This window comes from Pseudonocardia sp. ICBG1142 (assembly GCF_020496255.1).
In the GTDB taxonomy this organism is placed as follows: Bacteria; Actinomycetota; Actinomycetes; order Mycobacteriales; family Pseudonocardiaceae; genus Pseudonocardia.
The window spans coordinates 1912256-1937140 of sequence record NZ_JAHLJC010000030.1; the positions used below are offsets into that span (position 1 = coordinate 1912256).

At 72.3% G+C, this 24885-nt stretch carries 27 protein-coding genes and 2 pseudogenes; 8 read left to right on the forward strand and 21 right to left on the reverse strand.

Annotated features, from left to right (window positions below):
• Positions 1 to 16: 16 nt before the first annotated feature.
• Positions 17 to 949: an LLM class F420-dependent oxidoreductase gene (locus tag KPL59_RS23315; RefSeq protein WP_226352072.1), complete on the reverse strand. Its 933-nt coding sequence runs from the start codon at positions 947 to 949 to the stop codon at positions 17 to 19.
• A gap of 82 nt (positions 950 to 1031) precedes the next feature.
• Between KPL59_RS23315 and KPL59_RS23320 the strand changes: the two are divergent.
• The 3 genes and pseudogenes from KPL59_RS23320 (at position 1032) to KPL59_RS23330 (ending at position 3742) form a co-directional block, all read left to right on the forward strand.
• A pseudogene (locus KPL59_RS23320) lies at positions 1032 to 1958 on the forward strand (SDR family NAD(P)-dependent oxidoreductase).
• Positions 1955 to 2959, forward strand: a complete 1005-nt coding sequence (gene lipA, locus KPL59_RS23325) for a lipoyl synthase (protein ID WP_226361961.1) — start codon at positions 1955 to 1957, stop codon at positions 2957 to 2959. Before KPL59_RS23320 ends, lipA begins: the two are co-directional and overlap by 4 nt.
• Before the next feature lie 45 nt (positions 2960 to 3004).
• The gene (locus tag KPL59_RS23330) at positions 3005 to 3742 is read left to right on the forward strand and encodes a DUF4191 domain-containing protein (protein ID WP_020623524.1); all 738 of its coding nucleotides are present in this window, start codon (positions 3005 to 3007) and stop codon (positions 3740 to 3742) included.
• Between the two features lie 91 nt (positions 3743 to 3833).
• Here the strand turns inward: KPL59_RS23330 and KPL59_RS23335 are convergent, their stop codons facing one another.
• The 10 genes from KPL59_RS23335 to KPL59_RS23380 all read right to left on the reverse strand — a co-directional run bounded on the left by KPL59_RS23335 (position 3834) and on the right by KPL59_RS23380 (position 12453).
• Positions 3834 to 4637, reverse strand: coding sequence for a (2Fe-2S)-binding protein (locus tag KPL59_RS23335; RefSeq protein ID WP_226352074.1), 804 nt, complete (start codon positions 4635 to 4637; stop codon positions 3834 to 3836).
• Positions 4634 to 4852, reverse strand: coding sequence for a hypothetical protein (locus KPL59_RS23340; protein ID WP_226352075.1), 219 nt, complete (start codon positions 4850 to 4852; stop codon positions 4634 to 4636). The genes KPL59_RS23335 and KPL59_RS23340 overlap by 4 nt, the downstream gene beginning before the upstream one ends.
• Entirely contained in the window at positions 4849 to 5283 is a 435-nt protein-coding gene (locus tag KPL59_RS23345) for a glycerol dehydratase reactivase beta/small subunit family protein (RefSeq protein WP_226352076.1), read from the reverse strand. Before KPL59_RS23345 ends, KPL59_RS23340 begins: the two co-directional genes overlap by 4 nt.
• On the reverse strand, positions 5280 to 7148 hold the full coding sequence (locus KPL59_RS23350; RefSeq protein ID WP_226361962.1) for a diol dehydratase reactivase subunit alpha: 1869 nt from the start codon (positions 7146 to 7148) through the stop codon (positions 5280 to 5282). The genes KPL59_RS23345 and KPL59_RS23350 overlap by 4 nt, the downstream gene beginning before the upstream one ends.
• A 10-nt stretch (positions 7149 to 7158) precedes the next feature.
• Positions 7159 to 7749, reverse strand: coding sequence for a propanediol/glycerol family dehydratase medium subunit (locus KPL59_RS23355; protein ID WP_226361963.1), 591 nt, complete (start codon positions 7747 to 7749; stop codon positions 7159 to 7161).
• Positions 7746 to 9467, reverse strand: a complete 1722-nt coding sequence (locus KPL59_RS23360; RefSeq protein WP_226361964.1) for a propanediol/glycerol family dehydratase large subunit — start codon at positions 9465 to 9467, stop codon at positions 7746 to 7748. The genes KPL59_RS23355 and KPL59_RS23360 overlap by 4 nt, the downstream gene beginning before the upstream one ends.
• A gap of 3 nt (positions 9468 to 9470) precedes the next feature.
• Positions 9471 to 9896: a diol dehydratase small subunit gene (locus KPL59_RS23365; RefSeq protein ID WP_020626176.1), complete on the reverse strand. Its 426-nt coding sequence runs from the start codon at positions 9894 to 9896 to the stop codon at positions 9471 to 9473.
• Positions 9893 to 10753, reverse strand: coding sequence for an MIP/aquaporin family protein (locus KPL59_RS23370; RefSeq protein WP_020626175.1), 861 nt, complete (start codon positions 10751 to 10753; stop codon positions 9893 to 9895). Before KPL59_RS23370 ends, KPL59_RS23365 begins: the two co-directional genes overlap by 4 nt.
• Positions 10750 to 11151, reverse strand: a complete 402-nt coding sequence (locus tag KPL59_RS23375) for a heme-binding protein (protein WP_149666046.1) — start codon at positions 11149 to 11151, stop codon at positions 10750 to 10752. The genes KPL59_RS23370 and KPL59_RS23375 overlap by 4 nt, the downstream gene beginning before the upstream one ends.
• A 258-nt stretch (positions 11152 to 11409) precedes the next feature.
• Positions 11410 to 12453 carry a LuxR C-terminal-related transcriptional regulator gene (locus tag KPL59_RS23380; protein ID WP_226352080.1) on the reverse strand — a complete coding sequence of 348 codons (1044 nt, stop codon included), beginning with the start codon at positions 12451 to 12453 and terminating at the stop codon, positions 11410 to 11412.
• A gap of 122 nt (positions 12454 to 12575) precedes the next feature.
• On the opposite strand from KPL59_RS23380, the gene KPL59_RS23385 reads away from it, so the two are divergent.
• The gene (locus KPL59_RS23385) at positions 12576 to 13253 is read left to right on the forward strand and encodes a GntR family transcriptional regulator (RefSeq protein ID WP_226361965.1); all 678 of its coding nucleotides are present in this window, start codon (positions 12576 to 12578) and stop codon (positions 13251 to 13253) included.
• A 10-nt stretch (positions 13254 to 13263) separates the two neighbouring features.
• On the opposite strand, the gene KPL59_RS23390 is transcribed toward KPL59_RS23385, so the two are convergent.
• Entirely contained in the window at positions 13264 to 13734 is a 471-nt protein-coding gene (locus KPL59_RS23390) for an RDD family protein (protein ID WP_226352082.1), read from the reverse strand.
• A 184-nt stretch (positions 13735 to 13918) separates the two neighbouring features.
• Between KPL59_RS23390 and glnA the strand changes: the two genes are divergently transcribed.
• Complete coding sequence (gene glnA / locus KPL59_RS23395) at positions 13919 to 15340, forward strand: type I glutamate--ammonia ligase (protein WP_020626170.1); 1422 nt, start codon at positions 13919 to 13921, stop codon at positions 15338 to 15340.
• A gap of 41 nt (positions 15341 to 15381) precedes the next feature.
• The gene (locus KPL59_RS23400) at positions 15382 to 15525 is read left to right on the forward strand and encodes a hypothetical protein (protein ID WP_226352083.1); all 144 of its coding nucleotides are present in this window, start codon (positions 15382 to 15384) and stop codon (positions 15523 to 15525) included.
• On the opposite strand, the gene KPL59_RS23405 is transcribed toward KPL59_RS23400, so the two are convergent.
• A complete protein-coding gene (locus KPL59_RS23405) occupies positions 15522 to 16415 on the reverse strand; it encodes a LysR family transcriptional regulator (RefSeq protein WP_226361966.1) in 894 nt (297 codons plus the stop codon). The two genes, KPL59_RS23400 and KPL59_RS23405, sit on opposite strands and share 4 nt — an antisense overlap.
• A gap of 88 nt (positions 16416 to 16503) precedes the next feature.
• On the opposite strand from KPL59_RS23405, the gene KPL59_RS23410 reads away from it, so the two are divergent.
• The gene (locus KPL59_RS23410; protein ID WP_226361967.1) at positions 16504 to 17589 is read left to right on the forward strand and encodes an alcohol dehydrogenase catalytic domain-containing protein; all 1086 of its coding nucleotides are present in this window, start codon (positions 16504 to 16506) and stop codon (positions 17587 to 17589) included.
• 148 nt (positions 17590 to 17737) lie between these two features.
• On the opposite strand, the gene KPL59_RS23415 is transcribed toward KPL59_RS23410, so the two are convergent.
• A complete protein-coding gene (locus KPL59_RS23415) occupies positions 17738 to 18169 on the reverse strand; it encodes a helix-turn-helix domain-containing protein (RefSeq protein ID WP_226361968.1) in 432 nt (143 codons plus the stop codon).
• A gap of 222 nt (positions 18170 to 18391) precedes the next feature.
• Here KPL59_RS23415 and KPL59_RS23420 point away from each other — a divergent pair, with 222 nt between their 5' ends.
• Entirely contained in the window at positions 18392 to 19258 is an 867-nt protein-coding gene (locus KPL59_RS23420) for an aldo/keto reductase family oxidoreductase (RefSeq protein WP_226352087.1), read from the forward strand.
• Between the two features lie 188 nt (positions 19259 to 19446).
• Here the strand turns inward: KPL59_RS23420 and KPL59_RS23425 are convergent, their stop codons facing one another.
• The 7 genes and pseudogenes from KPL59_RS23425 to KPL59_RS23460 form a co-directional block, all read right to left on the reverse strand.
• Positions 19447 to 20169 carry a cold shock domain-containing protein gene (locus KPL59_RS23425; RefSeq protein WP_308187942.1) on the reverse strand — a complete coding sequence of 241 codons (723 nt, stop codon included), beginning with the start codon at positions 20167 to 20169 and terminating at the stop codon, positions 19447 to 19449.
• Positions 20170 to 20199: 30 nt separating this feature from the next.
• Positions 20200 to 20397: pseudogene (locus KPL59_RS23435) on the reverse strand (cold-shock protein); the annotation flags it as partial.
• Between the two features lie 925 nt (positions 20398 to 21322).
• On the reverse strand, positions 21323 to 21604 hold the full coding sequence (locus KPL59_RS23440; RefSeq protein WP_020626169.1) for a GlsB/YeaQ/YmgE family stress response membrane protein: 282 nt from the start codon (positions 21602 to 21604) through the stop codon (positions 21323 to 21325).
• 748 nt (positions 21605 to 22352) lie between these two features.
• Complete coding sequence (locus KPL59_RS23445; protein WP_226361969.1) at positions 22353 to 22787, reverse strand: heme-binding protein; 435 nt, start codon at positions 22785 to 22787, stop codon at positions 22353 to 22355.
• A 32-nt stretch (positions 22788 to 22819) separates the two neighbouring features.
• On the reverse strand, positions 22820 to 23242 hold the full coding sequence (locus KPL59_RS23450; protein ID WP_226361970.1) for a nitroreductase/quinone reductase family protein: 423 nt from the start codon (positions 23240 to 23242) through the stop codon (positions 22820 to 22822).
• Positions 23243 to 23254: 12 nt separating this feature from the next.
• A complete protein-coding gene (locus KPL59_RS23455) occupies positions 23255 to 23968 on the reverse strand; it encodes a M50 family metallopeptidase (RefSeq protein WP_226361971.1) in 714 nt (237 codons plus the stop codon).
• 26 nt (positions 23969 to 23994) lie between these two features.
• On the reverse strand, positions 23995 to 24840 hold the full coding sequence (locus KPL59_RS23460) for a TIGR03619 family F420-dependent LLM class oxidoreductase (protein WP_308187934.1): 846 nt from the start codon (positions 24838 to 24840) through the stop codon (positions 23995 to 23997).
• Positions 24841 to 24885 lie beyond the last annotated feature (45 nt).

The following is a 24885-nucleotide window of genomic DNA, read 5'->3' on the forward strand; positions in this document are numbered from 1 at the left end:
CCCCGGCCCCGGTGCCTCAGGTCAGCTGCGGCATCACCGTCGCGGCGAAGTCCTCGATGTGGGCGAGGTCGGACAGGTCGAGGATCTGCAGGTAGAACCGGGTCGTCCCGGTGACCTCCGACCACCGGCCGAGCTGGTCCACGACCTGGCCGGGGGTGCCGGCCAGGCAGTTCTCCCGGACCTCGGCGGAGTCGCGGCCGACCGAGGCGGCACGGCGCTCGACCTCGGCGTCGTCCTTGCCCAGGCACAGCATCTGCGCGGTCGACCAGGTCAGCGTGCCCGGGTCGCGCCCGGCCGCGGTGCAGGCCTCGCGGACCCGCCCGAACTGGTCGGCGACGGCCTCGGGCTGCTGGAACGGCACGTTGAACTCGGTGGCGAACCGGGCGGCCAGCGCCGGGGTCTTCTTCTTCCCCATCCCGCCGACGATCACCGGCGGCGCGTCCTGCACCGGGCGCGGCAGCGCCGGGGAGTCGGTGATCGTGTAGTGCTGCCCCTGGTGGGTGAAGCGCTCGCCGAGCGGGGTCGCCCACAGCCCGGTGAGGATCTCCAGCTGCTCGGTGAGGATCTCGAAGCGCTCGGCCAGCGGCGGGAACGGGATGCCCAGTGCCCGGTGCTCGGCCTCGAACCAGCCCGAGCCGAGCCCGACCTCGACGCGACCGCCGGACATCTCGTCGGCCTGGGCGACGGCGACGGCGAGTGGGCCGGGCAGCCGGAACGTCGCGCTTGTCACCAGGGTGCCGAGCCGGATGCGCTCGGTCTCGCGGCCGAGCGCGGCGAGGGTCACCCAGGCGTCGGTCGGGCCGGGCAGGCCGCTGCCGTCACCCATCGCAAGGAAGTGGTCGGAGCGGAAGAACGCGTCGTACCCGGCGTCCTGCGTGGTGCGCGCGACCCGCAGGAGGTCGGTGTAGCGGGCGCCCTGCTGGGGCTCGGTGAAGATCCGGAAGTCCACGGACGCCGACGCTAGCGGCCCCGCCCGGCGCCCGCCCGGCCGCCGTCATATCGCTGTCGGGGTCTGCCGCTACGGTGCCGCCGTGCAGTCCTTCCCCGACCTGAGCGGCCGTACCGTCGTCGTCACCGGCACGACCTCCGGCCTCGGCCGCGCGCTGGCGGCGCGCTTCGTCCGCGCCGGGGCGCGGGTGCTGATGACCGCCCGCGACGACGCGCGGGGCCGGGCCGCGGCCCGCGAGGTGGGCGGCGAGCTGGTGCTGCTCGACCTGGCCGACCTCGCCTCGGTGCGGGCCGCGGCGGCCCGGATCCGCGAGCGCACCGGGGACCGGTTGGACGTGCTCGTGAACAATGCGGGCGTCGCGGTGGGGCCGCGCAGTGAGACCGCGGACGGGTTCGAGCTCCAGATCGGCACCAACCATCTGGGCCCGGCCGCGCTGACCTGGCTGCTGATGCCCGCGCTGTGCGGCGCCGGGGACCCGGAGCGCCCGTCGCGGGTGGTGTCGACCTCCAGCATCGGGCACCGCAGCGCCCGTCTCGACCTCGACGACCTGCACTGGCGGCGGCGCCGGTACTCCCCGGTGTTCGCCTACGGCGCCTCGAAGCTGGCGAACCTGCTGTTCGCGGCCGAGCTGGACCGGCGGCTGCGGCTGTCCGGGCAGCCGGTGCTGTCGGTGGCGGCCCACCCGGGGATGACGGCGTCGCAGCTGCTGGCGAACTCCTACCGGCGTGCGGGCGGCGGCGGCCTGCGGGCCCAGGTGCTGCTCGCCGCCGAACGGCTGGTCGTGCAGCCGGTGGAGGACGGCATCGCCGCGCAGTGGGCCGCCGCGACCGGGCCGGTGCACGGTGGGGACTACCTGGGCCCGTCCGGTCCCCTGGAGGCGCACTGACCGGCCGGTCCGGCCCGCCGGTCCGCTGCCGCGCAGGACCCGGTGCTCGCCGCCCGGTTGTGGCAGGTCACGGCCGCCGCGACCGGCGTCACACCCGACCCCGGGCGTAGGCTGGGCGCGTGACCATCGCACCCGAAGGCCGCAAGCTCCTCCGCCTCGAGGTCCGCAACAGCGAGACCCCGATCGAGCGCAAGCCGTCCTGGATCCGCACCCGCGCCAAGACCGGTCCGCAGTACACCGAGCTGAAGGGTCTCGTCCGCTCGGGCGGCCTGCACACGGTGTGCGAGGAGGCCGGTTGCCCCAACATCTACGAATGCTGGGAGGACCGGGAGGCGACGTTCCTCATCGGCGGGGAGCAGTGCACCCGTCGCTGCGACTTCTGCCAGATCGACACCGGCAAGCCGGCCGACCTGGACACCGACGAGCCACGCCGGGTGGCGGAGTCGGTGCAGCAGATGGGGCTGCGCTACTCCACCGTCACCGGTGTCGCCCGCGACGACCTGGACGACGGCGGCTCCTGCCTCTACGCCGAGACCGTCCGCAAGATCCACGAGCTGAACCCGGGTACCGGCGTCGAGCTGCTGGCCCCCGACTTCAACTCGATCGACGACCAGCTCGTCCCGGTCTTCGAGTCCCGCCCCGAGGTGTTCGCGCACAACCTCGAGACCGTCCCGCGGATCTTCAAGCGGATCCGTCCGGCGTTCCGGTACGACCGGTCGCTGGAGGTCATCGGCAAGGCGCGCGCGTTCGGTCTGGTCACCAAGTCGAACCTGATCCTGGGCATGGGCGAGACCCCCGAGGAGGTCACCTCGGCGCTGCAGGACCTGCACGACGCGGGCTGCGAGATCATCACGATCACCCAGTACCTGCGCCCGACCAAGCGCCACCACCCGGTGGAGCGCTGGGTCAAGCCCGAGGAGTTCGTGGAGCACTCGAAGGCCGCCGAGGAGATCGGCTTTGCCGGTGTCATGGCCGGTCCGCTGGTCCGCTCGTCCTACCGGGCCGGCAGGCTCTACGCGCAGACCGTGGCCCACCGCGGCGAGGAGCTCTCCCCCGCTCTGGCGCACCTGGCCGACTCCGGCCCGGCCGCGCAGGAGGCCAGCTCCCTGCTGGCACGCAGCTGACACCTGCTCGCACCGTCGATCACCGGTCGGACGTAGGCTGGTCACATGCCCGGCAAGCCCCGTAAGCCCTCGCCCGACGAGAAGAAGGCGCTCAAGGCCCAGAAGAAGGCCGCGTCGAAGCAACGCCGCCAGCAGATCTGGCAGGCGTTCCAGATGCAGCGCAAGGAGGACTCCAAGCTCCTCCCGATCATGATCGGCGTGTTCGTCGGGTCGATCGTGGTCGTCACGCTCATCGGCTGGCTGCTGGGCCTGGTCTGGTTCTTCGTGCCCTTCGGCATCCTGATCGGCGCGCTGGCGGCGTTCAGCATCTTCGGCCGCCGCGTCCAGCGCTCGATCTACGTGAAGGCCGACGGGCAACCGGGTGCCGCGGGCTGGGCGCTGGACAACATGCGCGGGCAGTGGCGGATCACCCAGGGCGTCGCGGGCACCACCCACCTCGACGCGGTGCACCGGGTCATCGGGCGGCCCGGGATCATCTTCGTCGCCGAAGGGGCCCCGCACCGGGTGAAGACCCTGCTCGCGCAGGAGAAGAAGCGCACCGCGCGGGTCGCCGGCACCACCCCGATCTACGACGTGATCGTGGGCAACGAGGAGGGTCAGGTCCCGCTCAAGGGGCTGCAGCGCCACCTCATGAAGCTGCCCCGCAACATCTCCGCCGCCGAGATGGACTCCCTGGAGGGCAAGCTCAACGCCCTCGGCAGCCGCGCCGCGGCGATGCCCAAGGGGCCGATGCCCCAGGGCGCGAAGATGCGCAGCATCCAGCGCACCGTCCGCCGCCGCTGACCCTCCCGCTGCTGACCCGGCCGCCGGTCCCACCGCCGGCCGGGCCGCTCCGCGCCCGGCCGCGCGGCCCGCAGCGGCGACGGCCGTCGGCTCAGTCGGCCGTCTCGCCGGACGCCGGCTCGCCGCGCAGGTCCGCGAGGACGCAGTCGGCGCAGGTGCTGCCGCCGGGCACCCGGTAGTACAGACAGCAGGACCGGCGCCGGAACGTCCAGGCGTGGTCCGGGGCCACCGGAGCCCGCCGCTCCCCGGTACCGGTCAGCCGCGGGTGCTCCAGCAGGTCCGTGGCGACGGCCGCGACGGCGTCCGCAGCGTCGGGGCGCTGGATGTCGAGCACCCGCTTGGCTCCCGCGACCGACGACGCGACGTTGCCCCACAGCACCGTCGCGGACACCCCGAAGCGCTCGCCGGCGATCTCCACCAGCGGGGTGAGCACCTCGTCGACGAGCGGGGCCAGCGCGTCGACCCCGGGGACCCGGCGGCGGACCATCCGCGGCGGGTCCAGCGCGACGACGTCGCCCAGCGGCGTGGCGGACCACCACAGCGTCTGCGGCCGCAGGTCGACCAGCACGCCGTACAGGGCCAGCGCCGCGACCGGCCCGGACAGCAGCTTCGCCGCGAGCCCCTGCACCGCGATCGACGCGGCGATCCGCCGGCCCAGCGGCGGCTCGGCCCCGAGTGCGATCCGGGTTCGTTCGACCCGGTCGAGCAGCGCGTCCGGGGCCAGGACGGCGGCGAACGGGCGGACCGACCGCCCTGCCGCCCGCTCCTCGGTGACGTCGAGGAGCTCGAAGAACGGTCCGACCGCCGCCAACCCGGCCAGCACCTCGCTCACCTGCGGGGCGGTGGCCGGGCCCGCGAGGTCGGTGTGGTCGGTGCTGTGGGTCGGGCCGGTCACCGTGGCAGCCTCGCATCCCGGATCGTCCCGGGCGAGCCGTTCGCGAGGGTCCCGGCGAGCGGCCCGACCCACAGCACCGCCCCCGCCGCGGCGACGACCGCGACCGCCTGCGCCGCCGTCGACGACGTGACCAGCGCGGCGAGCACCGTCAGCCAGAGGAGGCCCCGGGCGGTCACCCGTCCCGTCAGCGTCGCCGACGGCGGCAGGTGCGTCACGGCCGGACACCGGCCGGTCCGGGCAGCGGCAGCCCGGTCACGATCCGGGCCGCCGCCGCGCCCGCGTGGCGCCCGTGCGGCCGGTCCCCCGAGCCCGACCCGCCCGGACCGCCCGACCCGGCCGGGCCGGGTGCGGGTTCGGTGAAGGCGGGCCGGTCGGTGGGCAGCTTCGTGTGGTGCACGACCACCGAGCCGTCGGCGTCGATCCCCACGCCGACGTCGAGCCGGGACCGCTGCGCCGCCCGGTGGGCCAGTGCGACGAGCCCGTCGGGACCGCCGGCCGCGGCGGGGTCCGGCCAGGTCGTGACCGGGACGCCCTCCTCCTCGGCGCCGGCGAGGACCTCGCGCAGCACCGGGGCCGGGGTGTCCGGGTGGTGACCGACGACGACCGACGGCGGCTCCGGGGCCGAGGCCGGGCCCGGCCGGCTCATGCCGCGGGCTCCCCGCTGCCGACCAGTGCGCTCGCGTGCGCGTCGACCAGCCCGGACGCGACGGCGTTGCGCGGCCCCTCGGTGCCGTGCACGTTGCCGGTCCCGCACACCACGCCCTGTCCGGCGAGGGCGTCGGCGACCATCTGCGGGATCTCGAAGTCCAGCGCGGACCCGCCGAGCAGCACGACGAAGTCGAGCATGCGCAGCGAACCGCCCGGCGCGACCTGGCGCAGCGCCCGCAGGGCGTTCACCACGAAGACCCGGCGCTTGGCCTCGCGGCGCACCCGCACGACGTGGTCGATGGAGTGCCGGGTCCTGATCGGGACCGGCCCGTCCGGGGTCATGACGACCACCCGGGCGAACACGTGCGAGGGCAGCGGCTCGGTGAAGAACTCGACCGAGCCGTCCTCGTGGCGGAGGTGGAAGAAGCTCTCGACCTTCGCCAGCGGGTACCACTTGACCTGCTCGGCGGTCTCCCGGTCCTCGAGCGCCAGCTCCGAGTCGATCAGCTTGGTGACCAGCTCGCCCGCGCCGGCCACGTGCACCGCGGTGCACGTGCCGTCCCGCAGGAGCAGCGCCGCGTCGGTGGAACCGCCGCCCATGTCGAGGATGGCGATCGGGGTGTCGGTGCCCGGGGTGGTGAGCGCCCCGCGGACCGCCATCTCGCCCTCGATGCCGCCGATCCGGGCCGTGCAGCCGAGGCTCTCGGCGACCCGGTCGGCGACGACCTGCATCCGGCTGCGGCTGGTGCGCACCATCGCGGCGAGCGCGACCGCGTTCTCCAGCGACACCTCGCCGGCCAGACCGCCCCGCACCTCCCGCGGGACGAACGTGTCGATCGCCAGCACGTCGCGGATCCGGATCTCCGCGGCCGGCTGCCCGGTCACGTCGGTCATCGTGTCCCGGACCTGCGCGAGCATCCCGCCGACGTGCGTGCCGGGCTGCCCGGTCGCGTCGTCGAGGGGCTGCACCCTGGCCAGCGTGTCCATGATCGCCTCGGCACCGGCGTCGACGTCGATCCGCAGGGTCTTCCCGGCCCCGGTCAGGACCAGCTCGCCGACCGGGACGCGCCGGTCGGTGACGTCACCGGCCGGGGTCCGGACGACGACCGCCGACCGGTTGCCGGTCAGCGCCCGCGCGACCGGGGAGACCTGACGGGTCTGGTCGGGGTCGAGCCCGAAGACCGTGGCCAGGCCGTAGGAGTCCGACAGGGTCCGGATGGTGCGGCCCGGCAGGGCGACCTCCACCGCCGCGACCATGCCCAGCGGCACCCGCTCGACCGCGCCGACCTCGTCGACGATTGGGATCGCGACCGGGACCCGGTTCGCGACGAGCACCGCGTCGTCCTGGGCCAGGACCGCCGCGACCAGCTCGCACCCGCGCTCGTGCGCCGCGGTGAGAACCTGCGCGACCCGGTCGAAGTCCCACCCCCGCCCGACGACGACGATCACCGGCCCGTCCGGGAGGGGGCCGTCGCCGGTGAGGTCGTCGATCGACACCGTGGTCCCGACCCCGAGGCCGCTACCCCCGGGCGTCGACGGGTTGTGCCCGATCATCGTGGACTCGGTGATGATCGTCTCGGTGATGGTCTCCATCGCGAGACCGCTGATCACCGGGGTCGCCTCGTTGAGCAGCACCTCGTCGAGGTCGGCCGCGGTCCGCCGGGCCCCCTCCAGCGCCCGGCGGACCGCGGTCACCGCACCGGCGGTGTTGTCCGGGGTCCCCTTGACCCCGGTGGTGCGGGTCAGGGCGGTCCCGAGGTGGTCGACCCGGCCGTGCGCGTCGATCGAGGCCACGCAGGCCTCGGTCGTCGAGTTGCCGATGTCCACGCCCACGACCAGCCGCGAGCCGTCCGTCCCGTGCACCGTGTCTCCTTCAGCCCGCGTCGACCGATGCACCGAGGGTGACCTCGACCGGACGCACCCCGTGGCGGATCTGCTCGAACTCCTTGAGGTGCAGCAGCGCCGCCTTGGCCTGCCAGCGGGGGCGGGCCATCTGGTCGTTGCGGGTCGGCACCGGCTGCGGCGACTCCCCCTTGGCGTACTGGGCGGCGTTGGAGCCGATGCCGCGGAACACCTCGGCGTCGAGCAGCGGCGACTGCGGGAACAGCTCCAGGTTCGACAGCCGGGCGAGGTCCTTCTGGTGGATCATCGTGGTGCCCCGCGACAGCAGGCCCACGCAGATCCCGGAGCCGGACAGCTTCGCGCCGGTGTGGGCGATGGCCGCCAGGTCGGCGGTGTCCCACACCCGGATCAGCCGGGAGGTGACGCCCTGCTCCTCGATGCCCGCCATGAGCTGGCGCAGCACCTCGGCGTGCGGGACGTTCACGATGGTGCGGGTGAAGAACCCGGCGAACGCCGGGGACACCGCGATGACGACCTCGTCGGGGCGGGTGCCGCGCTCGGCGGGCCCGACCTCGGTCAACGACAGCGGGGTCGGGGCGGGGTTGTCGGTCGCGATGCTCACGAGACCTCCTCCTCGGGGTTCTCGGCACTGGTGACGTGACGCAGCTTCTTGAGGGCGTTCCACCGCTCACCGGTCAGGCGGTAGCCGGTGCCCGGGCCGGCGTAGTCGTTGGCGTCGTTGATCGCGGCCTGCGGGACGAAGTTCTCGTCGAGGATCGCCGAGGTCTGGAGCAGGTCGCCCGACACCCGCTGGCGCAGGACCTGCAGCAGGTTCTCCGCGACGTCGTGGAAGCCGGTGCGCTCCAGGATCCTGACCAGGTCGAGTCCGGTGATGCCGCGGTCCATGACCGACTGGGCGCCCTTGAGGTCCTCCAGGACCTCGCGCAGCGGGTAGTCGGCGCTGGAGTTGGCGTAGGTGGCCGCCTCGACCTCCTCGTCGGTGATCCGCGGCAGGTCCAGCTCGGCGAACACGGCCTGCATCGCGCGGGCGGCCTTCTCCCGCACGGCGAGGATCTCCGGCTCCCGGACGTGGCGCAGGCCGCCGTCGATCTGCAGGTCGCGCTGGATGGTGTTCCAGTCGTCGTAGTCCTCGACGTCGAGGTTCGACCCGGCGAACATGTTGTCCGAGTTCGGGACGCCGGAGAAGCCGGAGCACACCAGGTCCTGGCCGGACAGCAGCTGCGGCATGAGCCGGCTGGTGCGGCGCATCGCCGAGTGCGAGAACGACTGGTCGTTGCCGGCCGCGCACTCCAGGTCGACCATGTTGCAGACCAGGTTCTCCGCGGCGACGGCGCGGATGCCGCCCGGGACCGCGCCCGGTACGCCGATGCAGCTGATCGAGCCGTTCTGCAGGCCCTGCACGCCGGCGCCCTTGGCCATCAGGATGCAGCGGATCTCGAGGAACAGCATGGAGCGGCCCTCGGCGTTGCCCATCTGGACCTCCGACCCGGTGCCCGAGGTGAAGCGCATCTTGATGCCGCGGGAGGCGTAGGCGCTGGCGAGGAACGACTTCGACCACGGGGTGTCGTCGCCGTCGACGAACACGGACTCGGTGCCGTAGACCGAGATCGTCTCGGCGTAGCCGGTGATGCCGCGCATGCCCAGGTCGAGCTCGGTGGCCTCCTCCAGCGCGCACTGGGTGATGACGCCGCCGCGCCCGGACTGGGCGCCGATCTGCAGGCCGATGGCGACGAGCGGGGCGTAGCGCAGGACCCCGAGGGTGGTCTCCATCTCGGCGAAGCCGCGCAGCGCGGCCTCGGCGGCGTCGGCCGCGACCTGGATGGGGTTGTCCCGGGCGCTGGTGGAGTGCGCCTGGTTGGCGGGGCTGCGGCGGGCCCGCATCTTCTGCATCGACATCATGATCTCGACGACGTTGAGCAGCTTGACGACGTCGAGGAGCTTGGCCGGGGTGAGGCCGCGGGTGATGTCGAGGAGCTCGGCCCGGGTCACACCCGGGTCGACGAGCATCCGGGCGATGTCGGTCGAGGGGATCGCGGTGGCGCGCTCGGCGACCTCGACGTCGATCGCGTGGTCGGCGATGAAGGTGTCCATGAAGTCGAACGCGGCGCGCTCGCGACCGTCCATCTCGACGATGACGCCGTTCTCGACCCGCACGCTCGGCGCGGGGTCGAAGTCGCTCTCCATCGCGACGAGACCCTTCTCGGGCCACTCCTCGACGAACCCGTCGAGGTTGACCGGCCGGGACTCGAGCATGTCGGTGCGCTTCGAGGTCCTGGCCCCGGTCGCCGGGGTGGCCGCCTCGGGCAGGGTGCTGGTCATCGGTCAGTCTCCTTCGCGGGCGAGCAGGTCGCGGGCCGCGTAGACCTGCGCGGCCTCGCGGACGAGCGCGGCGCAGGTGGTGGCGGCGTAGTCGTTCTCCAGCCGGTCGGCGATCTCCGCGAGCCGGGCGGCCGACGACGCGCGGGGCCGCAGCGCGTTGTAGATCGCGAGGACCTCCTCGTCGGGGACGGTGGTCAGCTCCGCGGCGCGCCGCATGTTCTCGGCGAGCTGGCGGCGGCCGACGGCGTCGGAGATCTCGCCCTGCAGCGTCAGCGTCTCCGCCGAGATGCGGAGGTCCTCGTTGCGGATCTCCCCGGACACGACGGCGGCCATGGTGACCTCCGAGAGCGGCCGACCGGTCGGGGTGCGCAGCAGGTCGGGCCGCTGCACGGACAGCGGGTAGTCGGCGGGGCCGAGGGTGGTGCTCATCGGGTCTCCTCCAGGCGGGACGCCACGGCCGGCTCGGCCGGGACCTCCGGGTGCGGGATGCGGCCGACCGGCACGTCGCCGGTGGCGGCGGCCTCCAGCTCGGCGGGGGCGAGGAAGCGCTCGACCAGCAGGACGAACGCGCCGCCCCCGATCAGGCCGCCGAGCAGCGGGGCGACGATCGGCAGCCACCAGTACGGGACGCCGGTGCTCGTGACGAACGCGGTGTCGTAGCCGGTGACGAACGAGGCCAGACGCGGACCCAGGTCACGGGCCGGGTTGATGGCGTAGCCGGCGTTGGCACCGAAGGCGATGCCGATGCCGACGACCAGGAAGCCGATCATGAACGGGGCCATGTTGGCGCCGGGCGGGTTGTTGAGCGCGTTGGTCAGCGCGAAGATCACGAACACCAGCAGGGCGGTGCCGACGATCTGGTCACCGAACGCGGCGAGGATCGAGACGTGCTCACCGGGCAGGGTCGAGAAGATGGTCTGGGTGGCGACGGTGTGGCCGGGGTCGACCGCCGCGATGGGGCCGGCGTAGACGGCACGCACGACCAGCGCGGCGAGGAACGCGCCCGCGGTCTGGGCCAGCCAGTAGGGCGCGACCTTGCGCCAGGCGAAGCCCTTGAACACCGCCAGTGCCAGGGTGACGGCCGGGTTGAGGTGGGCGCCGCTCACCCGGCCGGCGACGTAGACGCCCATGGTGACCGCGACGCCCCAGCCCCACACCAGCGTCGACCAGTCGCCCGCGGCGCCGTCGGAGGTGACGACCTGGGCGACGGTGCCGCAGCCGATGAGGATCAGGACGAACGTCCCGGCGAACTCGGCTGCGAGCTCGCCGGCGTCCCCCCGGCTCACGCCAGTGCCGCGACGGCGGCCTCGGCCACCGTCACGTCCTGCTCCACCGAGCCCGCGCTGACCCCGACCGCGCCGACCAGCTCGCCGTCGCGGTGGACCGGGATGCCGCCGCCGAAGGCGACCATCCCGCCCGCGGTGTGCTCCAGGCCGTAGAGCTCGGCGCCCGGCTGCACCAGCGGCGTCAGCGCGGCGGTCGGCAGGTCCATCAGGATCGAGGTGCGCGCCTTGCGCTGGGCGATGTCGATGCTCGCGCGGATCGCGCCGTCCTGGCGGGCGAAGGCCAGCAGATGACCGCCGTCGTCGACGACCGCGACGTTCATCGGCTGGCCGATCTCGGTCGCCTTCGCCAGTCCGGCGGCCAGCGCCTTCTCGGCGTCCTGGAGGGTCAGTCGTGCCATCCGGGCCTCACTCCTCGTCGAGTCGGGCGACCCGGTCCGTACCGGGTACGTCGACGACGCTAGGAGCGCGGGGACCCGCGAGGTATGAGGACTCTCCCTACCTCACCCCCACCCCCACACCCTCCGGGGAGGGCCGTCCGGCCCAGCCGTCCGGCACGGACGCCTCGATCGTGCGGGGTGACCGTGTGGGGTACCGGAACGCCCTCGCCCAGGGGATCCGCGGCGGGTGGCCGGGCGTGCTCGGGGAGCCGGGGATGCTCAGGTGGCCGCGCCGAAGCGGGCGAGCATGGTCCGGTTGCGGGCGCCGGTCTTGCGCAGCACCGCGCCGACGTGCTTCTCCACCGTCTTGACCGAGATGGCCAGCCGGGTGGCGATCTGCTTGTCCGCCAGGCCCTGCTCGACGAGCGCGCGGACCTCCCGTTCGCGCAGGGTCAGCAGGTGCTGGCCGCGGGCCGGCTGCAGGCCCGTGGGGGGCGCCGCGAGCGGGCCGGCCGCGTACGGGGTGGGTGGGTCGGGCCAGCAGGCCCGCACCCGCGTCCCCCAGCCCGGGACGCTGTCGATCTCCAGCCGGCCACCCGCGGCGCGCACGGTGGACTCGACCCGGTCCAGCCCGGACCGGGGCGCGGTGACGGGGTCGAAGCCGCGGCCGTCGTCGTCGACGAGCAGGCGGACCTCGCCCGCCTCGAACGCCAGCCCCACCCGCACCGTGCCCGCGCCGGAGTGGAGCACCGCGTTGTCGAGCAGCAGCCGCGCGACCTCGCGCACCCCGGTCGCGACGACCGGGTCCGGCACCCGCTCGGTGCCCAGGGTGACGACGCCGCCCCGGGCCCCGAGCGCGCGCAGGGCACGGTCCAGCTCGGCCCGCAGCTCGGGGAGCAGCCGGTGCCCGGCGTCCGCGGTCGCAGCGACCGGGGCCTCGGTGAGCAGCCGTGCCGCCATCACCGCGACGGCGGCCTGTGCGGCGAATCCCTCGACCGCGGCGACGTCGCTGGCGGAGAAGGATCCACCCCCACCGAAAGCACAGGCCCCGAGCAGTTCGTCGTCCCACCAGAGGGGGGTGCCGAGCACGTCCGACCTGCCGGGGCCGTCCCCCTCCATCAGGAGGGTGCGCGGTTCCCGGACCAGCCGGGCCAACACGTCGTCGACCGGGGGCAGGGGCTCGCGGTGGACCACCGGCGCCCGGTCACCGAGCAGCGTCACGGCCCCGCCACCTCCGCCGAGGCGCTGGGTGGTGCGCCGGACGAGGTCGTCGAGGAGCGGCGTCACACCCCGGTCCTGCACCGCACCGTGAGCGAGGATCACCCGGTCCTCCCGGTATCCATCTTGCATCTATGCCGTGTCCTTGGGGATGAACGGTAGGGACGTCGACCGGGGCGGGCAAGCCTCTCGGATCCGGGGCGGGCGCGGTCAGGCATGATTCGGACGTGGACGACGGGTCACGGGCGGGCGGGACCGCCGCCGAACGGGCGTACCGGTTCACCAAGGCCGGCATCCTCGACGGGACCCTGCCCGCGGGCGAGCTGATCAGCGAGGGCCAGGTCGCGCGGCCGCTGCAGCTGAGCCGGACCCCGGTCCGCGAGGCGTTCCTGCAGCTGCAGGCCGAGGGGCTGCTGAAGCTCTTCCCGAAGCGCGGCGCGCTGGTCGTGCCGGTCTCCCCCGGCGAGGTGGACGCCGTGGTCGAGGCCCGGGACGTGATCGAGTCGCACGCGATCGCCACCGTCGTCGGAGTCGACGACGAGACCCTCGCCCACATCGCCGCCGCGATGGACGCCGCGATCGAGGACCAGCTCGCCGCCGTCGCCTCCCGCGACGAGCTCGCCTTCGTCGAGGCCGACCGGGCGTTCCACACCGTGCTGGTGCGGGCCGGGTGCCGCAGCATCCTGCTGGAGGTCTACGGCTCGCTGCGCGACCGGCAGCTGCGGATGAACATGGGCGCCCTCGGCGGGCGCTTCCCCGGCCGCGCCGAGCGCCTGGTCTCGGAGCACCGGCAGCTGCTCGCCGGGCTGCGCGCCCGCGACACCGAGGCGGCGGTGGCCGTGCTGCGGGGGCACCTGGCCGGCACCCGGGCGTCGGTGCTGGGCACTCCCCCGGTGAGCGTGTGACCCGGCGGGCTCAGCCCCACAGCACCCGCACGACGACCGTCCGGCTGGCGCGGTCGTGCCAGCCGCGGCCGTCGGCGTCGCGCAGGAACGGCGGCAGCACCACCGCGATCATCGCGGTGCGCAGCAGCGCCCGCGGCACGCCGACGTGGGTCGCCATGTCGGTGCGCGCGACGCGCATGCCGAGTGCGAGGTGCCCCGGCGCGGTGCCGAGCACCGACACGGTCAGCGCGGTGATCACGAACCAGGTCCCGAGGACCCACCAGCCGAACTCCGGGGAGCCGAGCGCGTCGACCCCGGCGACCAGCAGCACGAGCAGGTAGGCCAGGAACCAGTCGAGGACGACGCCGGCGATCCGGCGCCCGAACCCGGCGACCGAGTAGTGGCCGGTCGCGGGCAGCCCGAAGCGCTCGCCGGGGTGTCCGGCAGAGGCGGAACCTCCTGCGGATGAACCGGGGAGCCAGGACTCGATCCAACGGGCCATGCTCTCTAGCGTAGGCGGCGTAACCGCAGCACCGAGCGGGACCGGACCGGACACCGATGACGAACGTGATCGATCTCGCGGTCGGGTCAGTTAACGTCGGTGAAACAGATGAGTGATGGGTGAGCAACACGCCGCTCCTACCGTCACCCACGATCTCCACCAGCGAATGAAGGAGCCCGAGAGAGTGTTCAGCAACGCCGAAGAGGTACTCAAGTACATCTCGGACGAGAAGGTCGAGTACGTCGACATCAGGTTCTGCGACCTGCCCGGCGTCATGCAGCACCTCACCGTCCCCGCCAAGACGGCCGGCGACCTCCTGGAGAACGGCGCCGCCTTCGACGGCTCCTCCGTCCGCGGTTTCCAGGCGATCAACGAGTCCGACATGGCGCTGTTCCCGGACACCACCACCGCGCGCGTCGACCCGTTCCGCAAGCACAAGACGCTGAACATCAACTTCTTCGTCCACGACCCGATCACCGGTGAGCCGTACTCCCGGGACCCGCGGAACGTGGCCCGCAAGGCGCAGGAGTACCTGGCCGCGTCCGGCATCGCCGACACCGCCTACATGGCGCCCGAGGCGGAGTTCTACGTCTTCGACTCGATCCGGTTCGGCACCGACCCGCACCAGGCCTACCACCACATCGACTCCGCGGAGGGCTGGTGGAACACCGGCCGCGAGGAGGTCGGGGGCAACCTGGGCTACAAGGTCAACTACAAGGGCGGCTACTTCCCCGTCCCGCCGGTCGACCACTACGCCGACCTGCGCGCCGACATCGTCACCGCGATGCAGGCGTCGGGCTTCGAGGTGGAGCGCGAGCACCACGAGGTCGGCACCGCCGGCCAGGCCGAGATCAACTATAAGTTCGACACGCTGCTGCGTGCGGCCGACGACGTCATGCTCTTCAAGTACCTGGTGAAGAACGTGGCGTGGCAGAACGGCAAGACCGCCACCTTCATGCCGAAGCCGCTGTTCGGCGACAACGGCTCGGGCATGCACGTGCACTCGTCGCTGTGGAAGGACGGCCAGCCGCTGTTCCACGACGAGTCCGGCTACGGCGGCCTGTCCGACACCGCCCGCTACTACATCGGCGGCCTGCTGCACCACGCGCCGTCGCTGCTGGCGTTCACCAACCCGACGGTGAACTCCTACCACCGCCTGGTCCCGGGCTTCGAGGCGCCGGTCAACCTGGTCTACTCCGCGCGCAACCGCTCGGCCTGCATCCGGATCCCGCTGACCGGTGACAGCCCGAAGGCCAAGCGCGTCGAGTTCCGCTGCCCCGACTCGTCGGGCAACCCGTACCTGGCGTTCTCGGCGATCCTGATGGCCGGTCTCGACGGCATCAAGAACAAGATCGAGCCGCCGGCGCCGATCGACAAGGACCTCTATGAGCTCCCGCCCGAGGAGGCCAAGGACATCGCGCAGGTCCCGTCCTCGCTGGGTGCGGTCATCGACAAGCTCGAGGCCGACCACGACTACCTGCTCGAGGGCGGCGTGTTCACCCCGGACCTGATCGAGACCTGGATCTCCTACAAGCGGGAGAACGAGATCGACCCGCTGCGGCTGCGCCCGCACCCGTACGAGTTCGCCCTGTACTACGACGTGTGACCGACCATGGCGCCCGACCTGGTGACACAGGGTCGGGCGCCATGATCAGGCCCTCACCAGGCCCGTCCAACGTCCACACGACCGGCCCGTTCTCCCCTGGCTGCTCCGGGGTGGACGGGCCGTCGTCGTGCCCGGCCGCCAGGACGGTGGCCACCGACGACGTGTTCGTCGGCGGGGACACCTAGACGGTCGACCCGATCGCCTCGATGACGGATTCGACGGCGGGCGTGGCGGCACCAGGTAGCCGAGCCACGAGCACCCGACGAACCTCGGGCGCAGCACCCTGGACATCCACGGTGATCACACCCGCAGGTATGACGGACGACAGTCCCTCCGGGATCGTGGTGACCCCGAAACCACCCGCGACCAGTTGCAACTTGGTCGACCAGTCGTGGGCGCGGTGGACGATGCGTGCCCGCCCGGGCAGCCCCGGCCAGACACCGAGCAGCGGCTCGGCACTCGAGGACGGGGTGACGATCCACGACGCGTCGAGCAGCTCGTCGACATGCACCGAGGTTCGCCCCGCGAACGCGCCGGTGGCCGGAACCGCCAGGCGGAGCTCGATGTCCTGGACCGCGGTGACGTGCAGGCGAGGCGACTCACCGTCCGGCGGACGGTAGGGCGGGCGCGCCGTGAGCACGGCGACGTCCAGCGACCCGGCACGCAGTGCCCGCGCCAGACCGGGTGTGGTGCCGTCGCGTGTGTGGACCCGGATCCCGGGCGCCGTCTCGGCCAGACGCCTCAACAGGGCGGGCAGCATCATCAGCCCGGCGCCCGGAACCAACCCGAGCCTGACCAGCTCGGTCGGCGGAGCCTCGCCGGTCAGGTCGCGTTCTGCCTCGTCCACCGAATCCAGGATCGCCCGTGCGTGGCGCAGCAGCGTCATCCCGGCCCGGGTGAGCCGCACCCCGTCGGTGCGCCGCTCGAACAGCGTGGCGCCGACGCTGCGCTCGATCGCCGCCGCCTGACGTGAGACCGCGGACTGGGTGTAGCCCAGCTGAGCTGCGGCGGCGGTGAAGCTGCCCGACTCGGCGATCCGACACAGCACCCGCAGCCCCACGCTCGACAAGTCCATGCTGACTACGCATACCAGATGTGCTCGATCGTCGCTTCCTGCATGCCCTGCGTCGCCCTAACGTGTCCGACGAGAGAGAGGACATTCCATGCGCGCAGCGACACTGACCGCTTTCGGCTCCCCGTTCGTCGTCCACGACGTCCCTGATCCACAAGCCGGCGACGGCGAGGTCCTGGTGCAGGTGCTGGCGACCTGTGTGCTCCCGTACGCCTCCGAGGTCTTCGACGGAACGCGGCGCTACCCCCTCGAACCACCCGTCGTACCGGGACTCGGCGGAATCGGCCGCCTGGTCGAGGTGGGACCCGACGCGACCAGGCTGCGGGCGGGAGATCTCGTCTGGTGTGACCCGACGGTCCGCGCACGCGACGACGCCCTGACACCGGACATCATGCTGCAGGGGTGGAGCTCTCGTGGCGACGGCGGCGCGCGACTGGCCCGGCATCTGCACGACGGCCCGTTCGCCGAGCTCATGCGCGTCCCCACCGAGAACGTGCATCTCCTGCCCGGCACGGCCACGGACGACCCCGCCCGTTGGTCCGCACTGGGCATCCATCTCATCCCCTACGGCGGCCTCCTGGCCGGCGGACTGTCAGCCGGGGAGACGGTGCTGGTCAGCGGGGCCACCGGCAACCTCGGCAGCAGCGCGGTCGCCGTCGCACTGGCGATGGGCGCCGGTCACGTGGTCGCACCGGGCCGAAATCGGGCTGCGCTCGACCTGCTCGCCGAACGGTTCGGCGGGCGGGTCAGCCCGGTCGAGCTCAGCGGGGACGAGACCGCCGACCGCGCGACGATGGTCCTGGCGGCGGACCGACCGATCGACATGGTTCTCGACCTCCTGCCGCCCCAGGCACCCAGCTCGACCGCACGTGCGGCGGCCATGACCGTTCGTGAACACGGGCGAGTCGTGCTGATGGGGGGCGTCGGCATGCTCGGCGGAGCGGACTTCGCGCTCCCCTACCCCTGGATCATGCGAAACTCGGTCACCGTGCGGGGCCAATGGATGTATCCGCGCACCGCGAACGTCGGCCTGATCCGGCTCGTCGCGACCGGGGCCCTCGAACTCACCCACGAACGCGTCACACGCTTCGGGCTCGACCGGGTCGACGACGCCGTCGCCCACGCGGCCGCACACGGTGGCCCCTTCGACCGCACCGTCCTCGTCCCGTCGATGTGAGGACTGCTGCTCCGGATGTGCGAGCCCGGGCCGTTCGTGCGGGGAGGGGACTGGTCACCTACCGGTCGCGGTTCCCCGTGCTGCGCTGACGTGACGTGTGACGTCTCCCGACGACATGTGGAGTTGAGCCGCTGGGGCTCTTCCCGGATCAGGGCGCAGTGCTCGCGCTCACGGCGCTGCGGTGGGCCAGGACTTCGTCCATGTGGTCCTGGGCCCACAGTCGCAGACCACGAGTCAGGTCGAGCAGTGAGCCCCCGAGTTCGGTCAGTGCGTACTCGACGGTGACGGGAACGGTCGGGGTCACCGTGCGGGTGACCAGACCGTCGGCTTCGAGGCTGCGGAGGGTCTGGGGGAGCATCTTCTGACTGACCCCGGCCAGCAGGCGGGCGAGTTCCGAGTAGCGCATCGTGCGCGAGCGCGGGCCGTCGCCGCCATCCGCCTCATCCCCGAGGGCGCAGAGGACGAGCACGACCCACTTGTTGGAGAGCCTGTCGAGCAGCTGCCGGCTGGGACACGTAGCAAAGAAGGCGTTGTACTCCGCTTTCGCCTGCGCCCGCTGCGCTGCCTTCGTCGTCACCATGGCGTCCAACCTTGCCTTGTCGGTGAGTTACGCACTCGTAAGTGCCTACTTCGAGGCTTATTCAGGGCCGCCTGGCGGGCTACCTCGCTGCGGTCCCGACCTGGAGAAACACCGCACTTCATGATCACCCTGAATAAGTCTCTTCCTGTTGGGAAGTTGCGCACTGATACTGGACGACGGTGGCACGAGACGCCACCCCCAACCGAAGACGAGAGGCACTCCATGGCTCACCCTTCCCTTCCCGGCGGTACATGGGACCTGGGCGGGACGCCCATCACCCGCTTCGGATACGGCGCCATGCAACTGGCCGGCCCCTGGGTGATGGGGCCACCGGCCGATCACGATGGCGGGGTGGCGGTGCTCCGCACCGCTGTGGCGGCAGGTATCACCCACATCGACACCAGCGGCGCCTACGGACCGCGCTTCACGAACGAGCTGATCGCTGAGGCCCTGCATCCCTATCCTGAGTCGCTGCTCATCGCCACCAAGGTCGGTGCGAGACGTGACGAACAGGGCGGTTGGCCGACTGCGCGACGCCCCGACGACCTGCGCCGACAGGTCCAGGAGAACCTTGAGTCCCTCAAGGTCGACGTCCTCGACCTGGTCAACATGCGCATGGGCGATGCCAACGGCCCCCAGCCGGGATCGATCGCGGAGGCGTTCGGCACACTGCTCGAGCTCCAGGAGGAGGGCCTGATCCGACACCTCGGGGTCAGCAATGTCACCACCGAGCAGGTCGCGGAGGCGCGCAGCATCGGCGAGATCGTGTGCGTGCAGAACATGTACAACCTGGCCCACCGGCACGACGACCAACTGATCGACCAGCTCGCCGCGGACGACATCGCCTACGTGCCGTTCTTCCCACTCGGAGGCTTCACCCCACTGCAGTCCCAGGCACTGTCCACTGTCGCCTCCCGACTGGACTCGACCCCGATGTCGGTCGCTCTGGCGTGGCTGCTGCAGCGCTCGCCCAACGTGCTGCTCATCCCCGGGACCTCCTCGGTCGCGCACCTGCGGGAGAACATCGCCGGAGCCAACCTCTCGCTGTCGGAGCGGGACCTCGCCGAGCTGGACAGCATCGGCCGCTGAGCAGGGCATCGCTCGAGCCGGACGAGGAGTGTTCGGTTCAGCCCGGGGCCCGATCACTCCTACGACGTGTGCTCCGCACCTGAACCAGGTCACGCCGAGGCCCGGCCCCGTGAGGGAGCCGGGCCTCGGTGCGTGCGGCCCGGTGTGCGACCGGTCGGCGGGCCGCCTCGTCGGAGGCGTTCGAGACGTCAGAGACGTTCGACGCGGTCGGCCTGCGGACCCCGGTCGCTCTGGCGCACCGCGTACCGGACCCGGTCGCCCTTCTGCAGCGCCTCAGCGTCCCGGATCACGGACACGTGGACGAACAGGTCGTCCCCGCCGGCGTCCGGGGAGATGAACCCGAAGCCACGCTCCTCGTCGTAGCGCACGACGACGCCCTCGCCGCCCCGTGCCGGAACGTCCCGCGACGCCGGTCCGGCGGCGGGAGCGGGCCGGCGCGGCGTCGTGGGCTCGCCGCTGCGGACCAGGTGCACGTCACGGGCCTGGGGGCCCTTCTCCGCCTGGGCCACCTCGAAGGCGATGCGGTCGCCCTCCGCGAGCCAGGTCAGTCCCTCGGCCAGTGCCCTGGCGTGGACGAAGACGTCCTCGTCGCCGGAGTCGGGGGTGACGAAGCCGAAGCCCTTGCCCTCGTCGTACCAGGTCACCGTCCCGTCGGCGCCGTCGTCGCCGTCCGCCCCGCCGTTCGCGGCGGGCAGGCCCGCCCCCTCCCCCAGCGGAATCACGTGCCCGGCCTGTGGGCCGCGCTCACCCTCGACGATCAGGAAGGCCACCCGCTGGCCCTCGGCGACCACGCCGCCGGTCACGATGGCGGAGCTGTGCACGAAGATGTCGGCGCCGCCGCCGCCGTCCGGCGTCGCGAAGCCGTAGCCCTTGGCCGGCTCGTACCAGCTGACGGTGCCGAGCAGGCCCACGGCGCTGCCGGCGGCCGCGTCGGCGGTGACCCGGACGCGCAGCGCCTGGGGGCCGCGGTCGTTCTCGCCGAGCTCGAACTCCACGGCCTGGCCCTCGCGGAGCACGGGTGCGCCGCCGCCCCCGACGATCTCCGAGGCGTGCACGAACACGTCCGGCGAACCGTCCTCGGGGGCGAGGAAGCCGAAACCCCGTTCGGCGTCGAACCAGCGGACGGTCCCGTGCGGCATGAAGAGCTCCAGATCGGAAGGTCGGATACCGGCCCAGTCTCCCCGACGGCCCTCGCGGTGCGACGGGCCGGGCCCACGAAGAGGCGGGACGAGTCAGCCTCCGACACGCAGGTGCTGAGATGTCGCACTGGCCGGCGCCTGCCCATGGGAACCAGCGCGCTGCTCGGCCTCACGATGACACCAAGCGCCCCTCCGGCCGCCTGGTGCGCAGTGGCGGCGGACGAGTCGGCCACGCATCGGAGGACGCCTGTACAACAAGCTCCGGGCGGACACTGAACGCACCGCGGCAGATTCGACTACCGAGCATCACTCTGAGGTCACCAGGAACTGCAGAAGGAGCTGGGTTCACCCCAACGGTGGCCTGAAGCCGACCCGGCCGCTCGATCCCGAACAGGAACTCCGGGAACACGTGCAGGGACCCTCTCAGCACACAATAGGTCCACCGAAAGATGTGCTGGTCTCATCCGCGTCAGCGACACGAGGCATCTTGAGGCTTATTCAGGGTGATCATGAAGTGCGGTGTTTCTCCAGGTCGGGACCGCAGCGAGGTAGCCCGCCAGGCGGCCCTGAATAAGCCTCCTTGTAGGACGCCTGCTCGCCTGGATTCTGCATGGAGGCTTATTCAGGGTGATCATGAAGTGCGGTGTTTCTCCAGGTCGGGACCGCAGCGAGGTAGCCCGCCAGGCGGCCCTGAATAAGCCTCATGAAGCACTGGCTGCCAGGTGCAAAACGCACATCGACACGGGCCCGGCGGCAATCACCAACGGCCTTGCCGTCATGGCTGGTCGACGACACCGCCAGTGCGGCCGGTAGCAGCTTCGGCTGTCGTGGCACCGATCGCACGCCCCGAGTGATCAAGCGGATACAGCTCAGCGCCGCCCGATCCGGAGATCGGGCGGCGCTGGAGGCGTGGTGCAGAGCTAGATCAGCGACCGACCTTCTTGCGACCCGTGATGGCGTTGTAGATGACCAGAACGATGATCGCACCGATCACCGAGCCGAAGATGCCCCCGATCGAGAAGCTCATGAACTGGCCAGCGCCACCGCTGGAGATGAGCGACCAGAGCAGCCCACCGACGAGCGAGCCGACGATACCGAGGACGATCGTGGGGAGGATGCCCATCTTGTCGTTGCCGGGGACGATGGCGCGAGCCAGGAAACCGGCGATCAGACCGACGACGATGGCGATGAGAATGGTCCAGAGCATGGTGTGTCTCCTCTGTGCGGCGTGTGGAACGAGCAGCGGTCTGGCGTACCGGACCAAGCTGACACCGAGTGACCCGTAGGGCTCGCGGCGAAACGTCCCCAATGGTCACCGTTCGGACGCGATCAGAGGACGAGAGGACCTCAGTCAGCTCCGACTGCTCCGAACGGCACCGTGGAGACGCCCGGTGCCGCCGGTGTACACCCGTCGCCACCACGCAGTTCCCGATGTCGTGTAGGATGTCGACGACGCTAACCACCGACGGTCACGGGAACATCGCGGAACACCCCTGCCCCACCATCAGGTGCCGGAGTTCCCACGGTCGGGGTCCTCCCCGATGTGCACGCGTCACGCGACCGGCACGACCGGGCCGGCGACACCCGCTCGTGGTCAGGGCCGCTCGGAGCATCCCAAACGCGGAATCGGTGCAGCGCTCCTCTCACCGACCGCGTCCGCGGACTCGTTGACAGGAGCGGAACTCGGATGCTTGACTCAGACCTACCGTGTTCCAGGTCACACGGAGTGCGGGCCACACCGGCCCACCCACTCCGTTCGATGACATCGACCGGGTGTCCAAGGAACGGCACCGGCCACGCGCACACCGCAGCCTCGCTCCGTGCCCTCCGGGGCGACCACGCACGTGCACGATCCTTCCTCGGCGGCAGGATCGTGTCCCCTCCGCGTCCCCGGGTTGACCTCGTCGCCCGGGGGCGCGGCACATTGAGGGACTCGTGGGAACAGCCCGCGGGGACTACTCGGCGCCGGTGACCGCGACCAGGCCGGCGGCCTCGATCCCCGCGACGGCGGCCGCCTCGTCGTTCAGCGAGGCGTCACCGGTCACGCCGACGGCACCCAGCAGCGTGCCATCGGCGTCCTTGACGAAGACCCCGCCGGGCACGGAGAGAATCTTGCCGCCGGCGAGGTTCGCCACCGAGGTGAAGAACTCCGGGGAGTCCGCGGCGCGCGCGGCGATCGCGCGGTTGGTCATGCCGAGGGCGAGCACCCCGCTGGCCTTGCCGACGGCGAGGTCGGGACGCAGGAAGCCCGAACCGTCCTGGCGGGCCAGCGCGACGATCGCGCCGCCCGGGTCGAGCGCGGCGACCGTGAGCGGGTTGAAGCCCTGCTCGGTGCCGTGGGCCAGGGCAGCGGCGGTGATGGTCTGGGCCTGCTCGAGGGAGATGGTCATGCCGGGAACCCTGCCATCACCCCGGGCGACGGTCAGCGCCGGGTGAGGCCGACCAGCGGGATCCTGCGGTCGGTCCGGCGCTCGTAGTCGGCGAAGCCGCCGTTGTTCTCCTTGATCCACGTCCAGACGCGGTCGCGGTCGGCGTCGTCGAGCTCGGCCGCGTGCACCTGGACGGTCTCGACCACACCGTGACCGTCGGAGATCTCGGCGATCACGTCGGGGTGGGCGAGCAGGTTGTGGAACCAGGCGGGGTGCTTCGGAGCGCCCGCCGCGGAGGCGACGACGACCCAGCGGTCGCCGTCGGCGAACCAGCGCAGCGGCGCGATGCGCTCGGTGCCGCTCTTCGCGCCGATGTGGTGGAGCAGGATCATCGGGAGCCCGGTGAACGGCTCCCCGACCCGGCCGTCGTTCTCGCGGAACTCGCGGATCACCCTGGTGTTGAAGTCCTCTGCCATGACCCCATGCTGTCAGGCCGGCGCCCCGCCGGGGGCGAACACGACCCAGCACGCGGCGAGCGTGGCGGCGACCGCGAGGAGGACGAACAGTGCCGCCCACGCCCCGCCGCCGAGCGGGGTGAGCTCGGCGAGGCGGTCTGCGTCGGAGTGCCGCAGCCTGCCCCCGCGACGACCCCGGCGCAGCTCCAGGCAGGCCTTCACCCCACCGAACAGCAGGAACCAGGTCAGCGCGGCGGCGAACCCGGTGCGCAGGTCGGCCGGGGCGCGCAGCGCGACGAGCACGAGCACCGCCCCGGTGGCGACGACGGCCAGCCCGCCGTAGAGGTTGCGGATCTGCAGCAGCGTCGCCGCGAGCAGCACCACGGCGATCCACAGCATCGCCTGCGCGGCGTCGGCGGCGACCAGGACCGCGCCGCCGAGGCCGAGCAGCGGAGGGAAGACGTACCCGGCGAAGAACATCGCGACCACGCCGGGCCCACGCCCGGCGCCGGTGGAGTGCGTGACCCCGGAGGAGTCGGCGTGCAGCCGGATCCCGGCCAGACCCCGCCCGACCAGCACCGCGACGAGTGCGTGCCCGCCCTCGTGGGCGATCGTGACCGCGGTCCGCGTCAGCCGCCAGGTCGGCCGCCACGCGACGACCACCAGTGCCAGCAGCGCGGCCAGCAGCGACGCCGGCCGGGCCGCGACGAGCTCGTACCCGCGGGTGATCACGTCCAGGTCTGCCACGGCCCCAGTGAACCAGCGGGGTCCGGTCAGACCGCGCCGAGGATCTCCTCGACCGCCGCCAGCGCCGAGTCGGTGTCCTCGGCCAGGTACATGAGGTCGACGAAGGCGTGGTCGACGTCGGTGTCGGTGCCGACCCGGCGCACCAGCGCGGCCGCGTCGGCGGCGGTCTCCCCCGGCTTCGGGTTCACCCGCAGCACCGCGCCGACCGCGTCGGCGGGGCGGCCCGCCTCGGCCGCCGCGGCGCGCAGGTCCGCCCAGGGCGCCGAGACCGCGGCGTCGAGGTCGGTGACGTCGGAGGTGACGACCGGCAGGAACCCGTCGGCCCGTTCGGCGATCCGCCGCCGCGCCCGGGGGCTGAACCCGGCGAGGTAGACCGGCACGTGCTGCGGCCTGGCGTGCACGTGCGACGGTGCGACGCTCGCGAAGCGGCCGGTGAACTCCACCGGGTCGTCGTGCCACCAGGCGTCGAACAGGTCGAGGGTCTCGTCGAGCCGGGCGCCGCGCTCGCGCATCGGGACACCCACGGCGTCGTACTCCTCGGGCGACCAGCCTGTGCCGAGCCCCAGCAGCAGCCGGCCGCCGGACAGGTTGTCGATCGTCGCCGCCTGCCGGGCCAGCAGCGCCGCCGGGTACCAGGGTGCGTTGAGCGTGCTGGTACCGAGCTGCACCCGCTCGGTGACCGCGGCCGCAGCGGTCAGCAGCGCCAGCGGGTCGTGCGCGGCGGTGAACTGCTCGGGCACGCTGCCCGGGCCGCCGGGCCCGCCGCCGTAGCCGACCGTCGGGTCGACGGCCACCAGCAGCCGGTCGCCGGCCCACAGGCTCGCCGCGCCGCGCTCCTCGGCGCCCGCGGCGAACCGCATGGTCCCGTCCACGTGGGCAGCGGCCGCACCGAACTGCGGGATCCCGAATCCGATTCG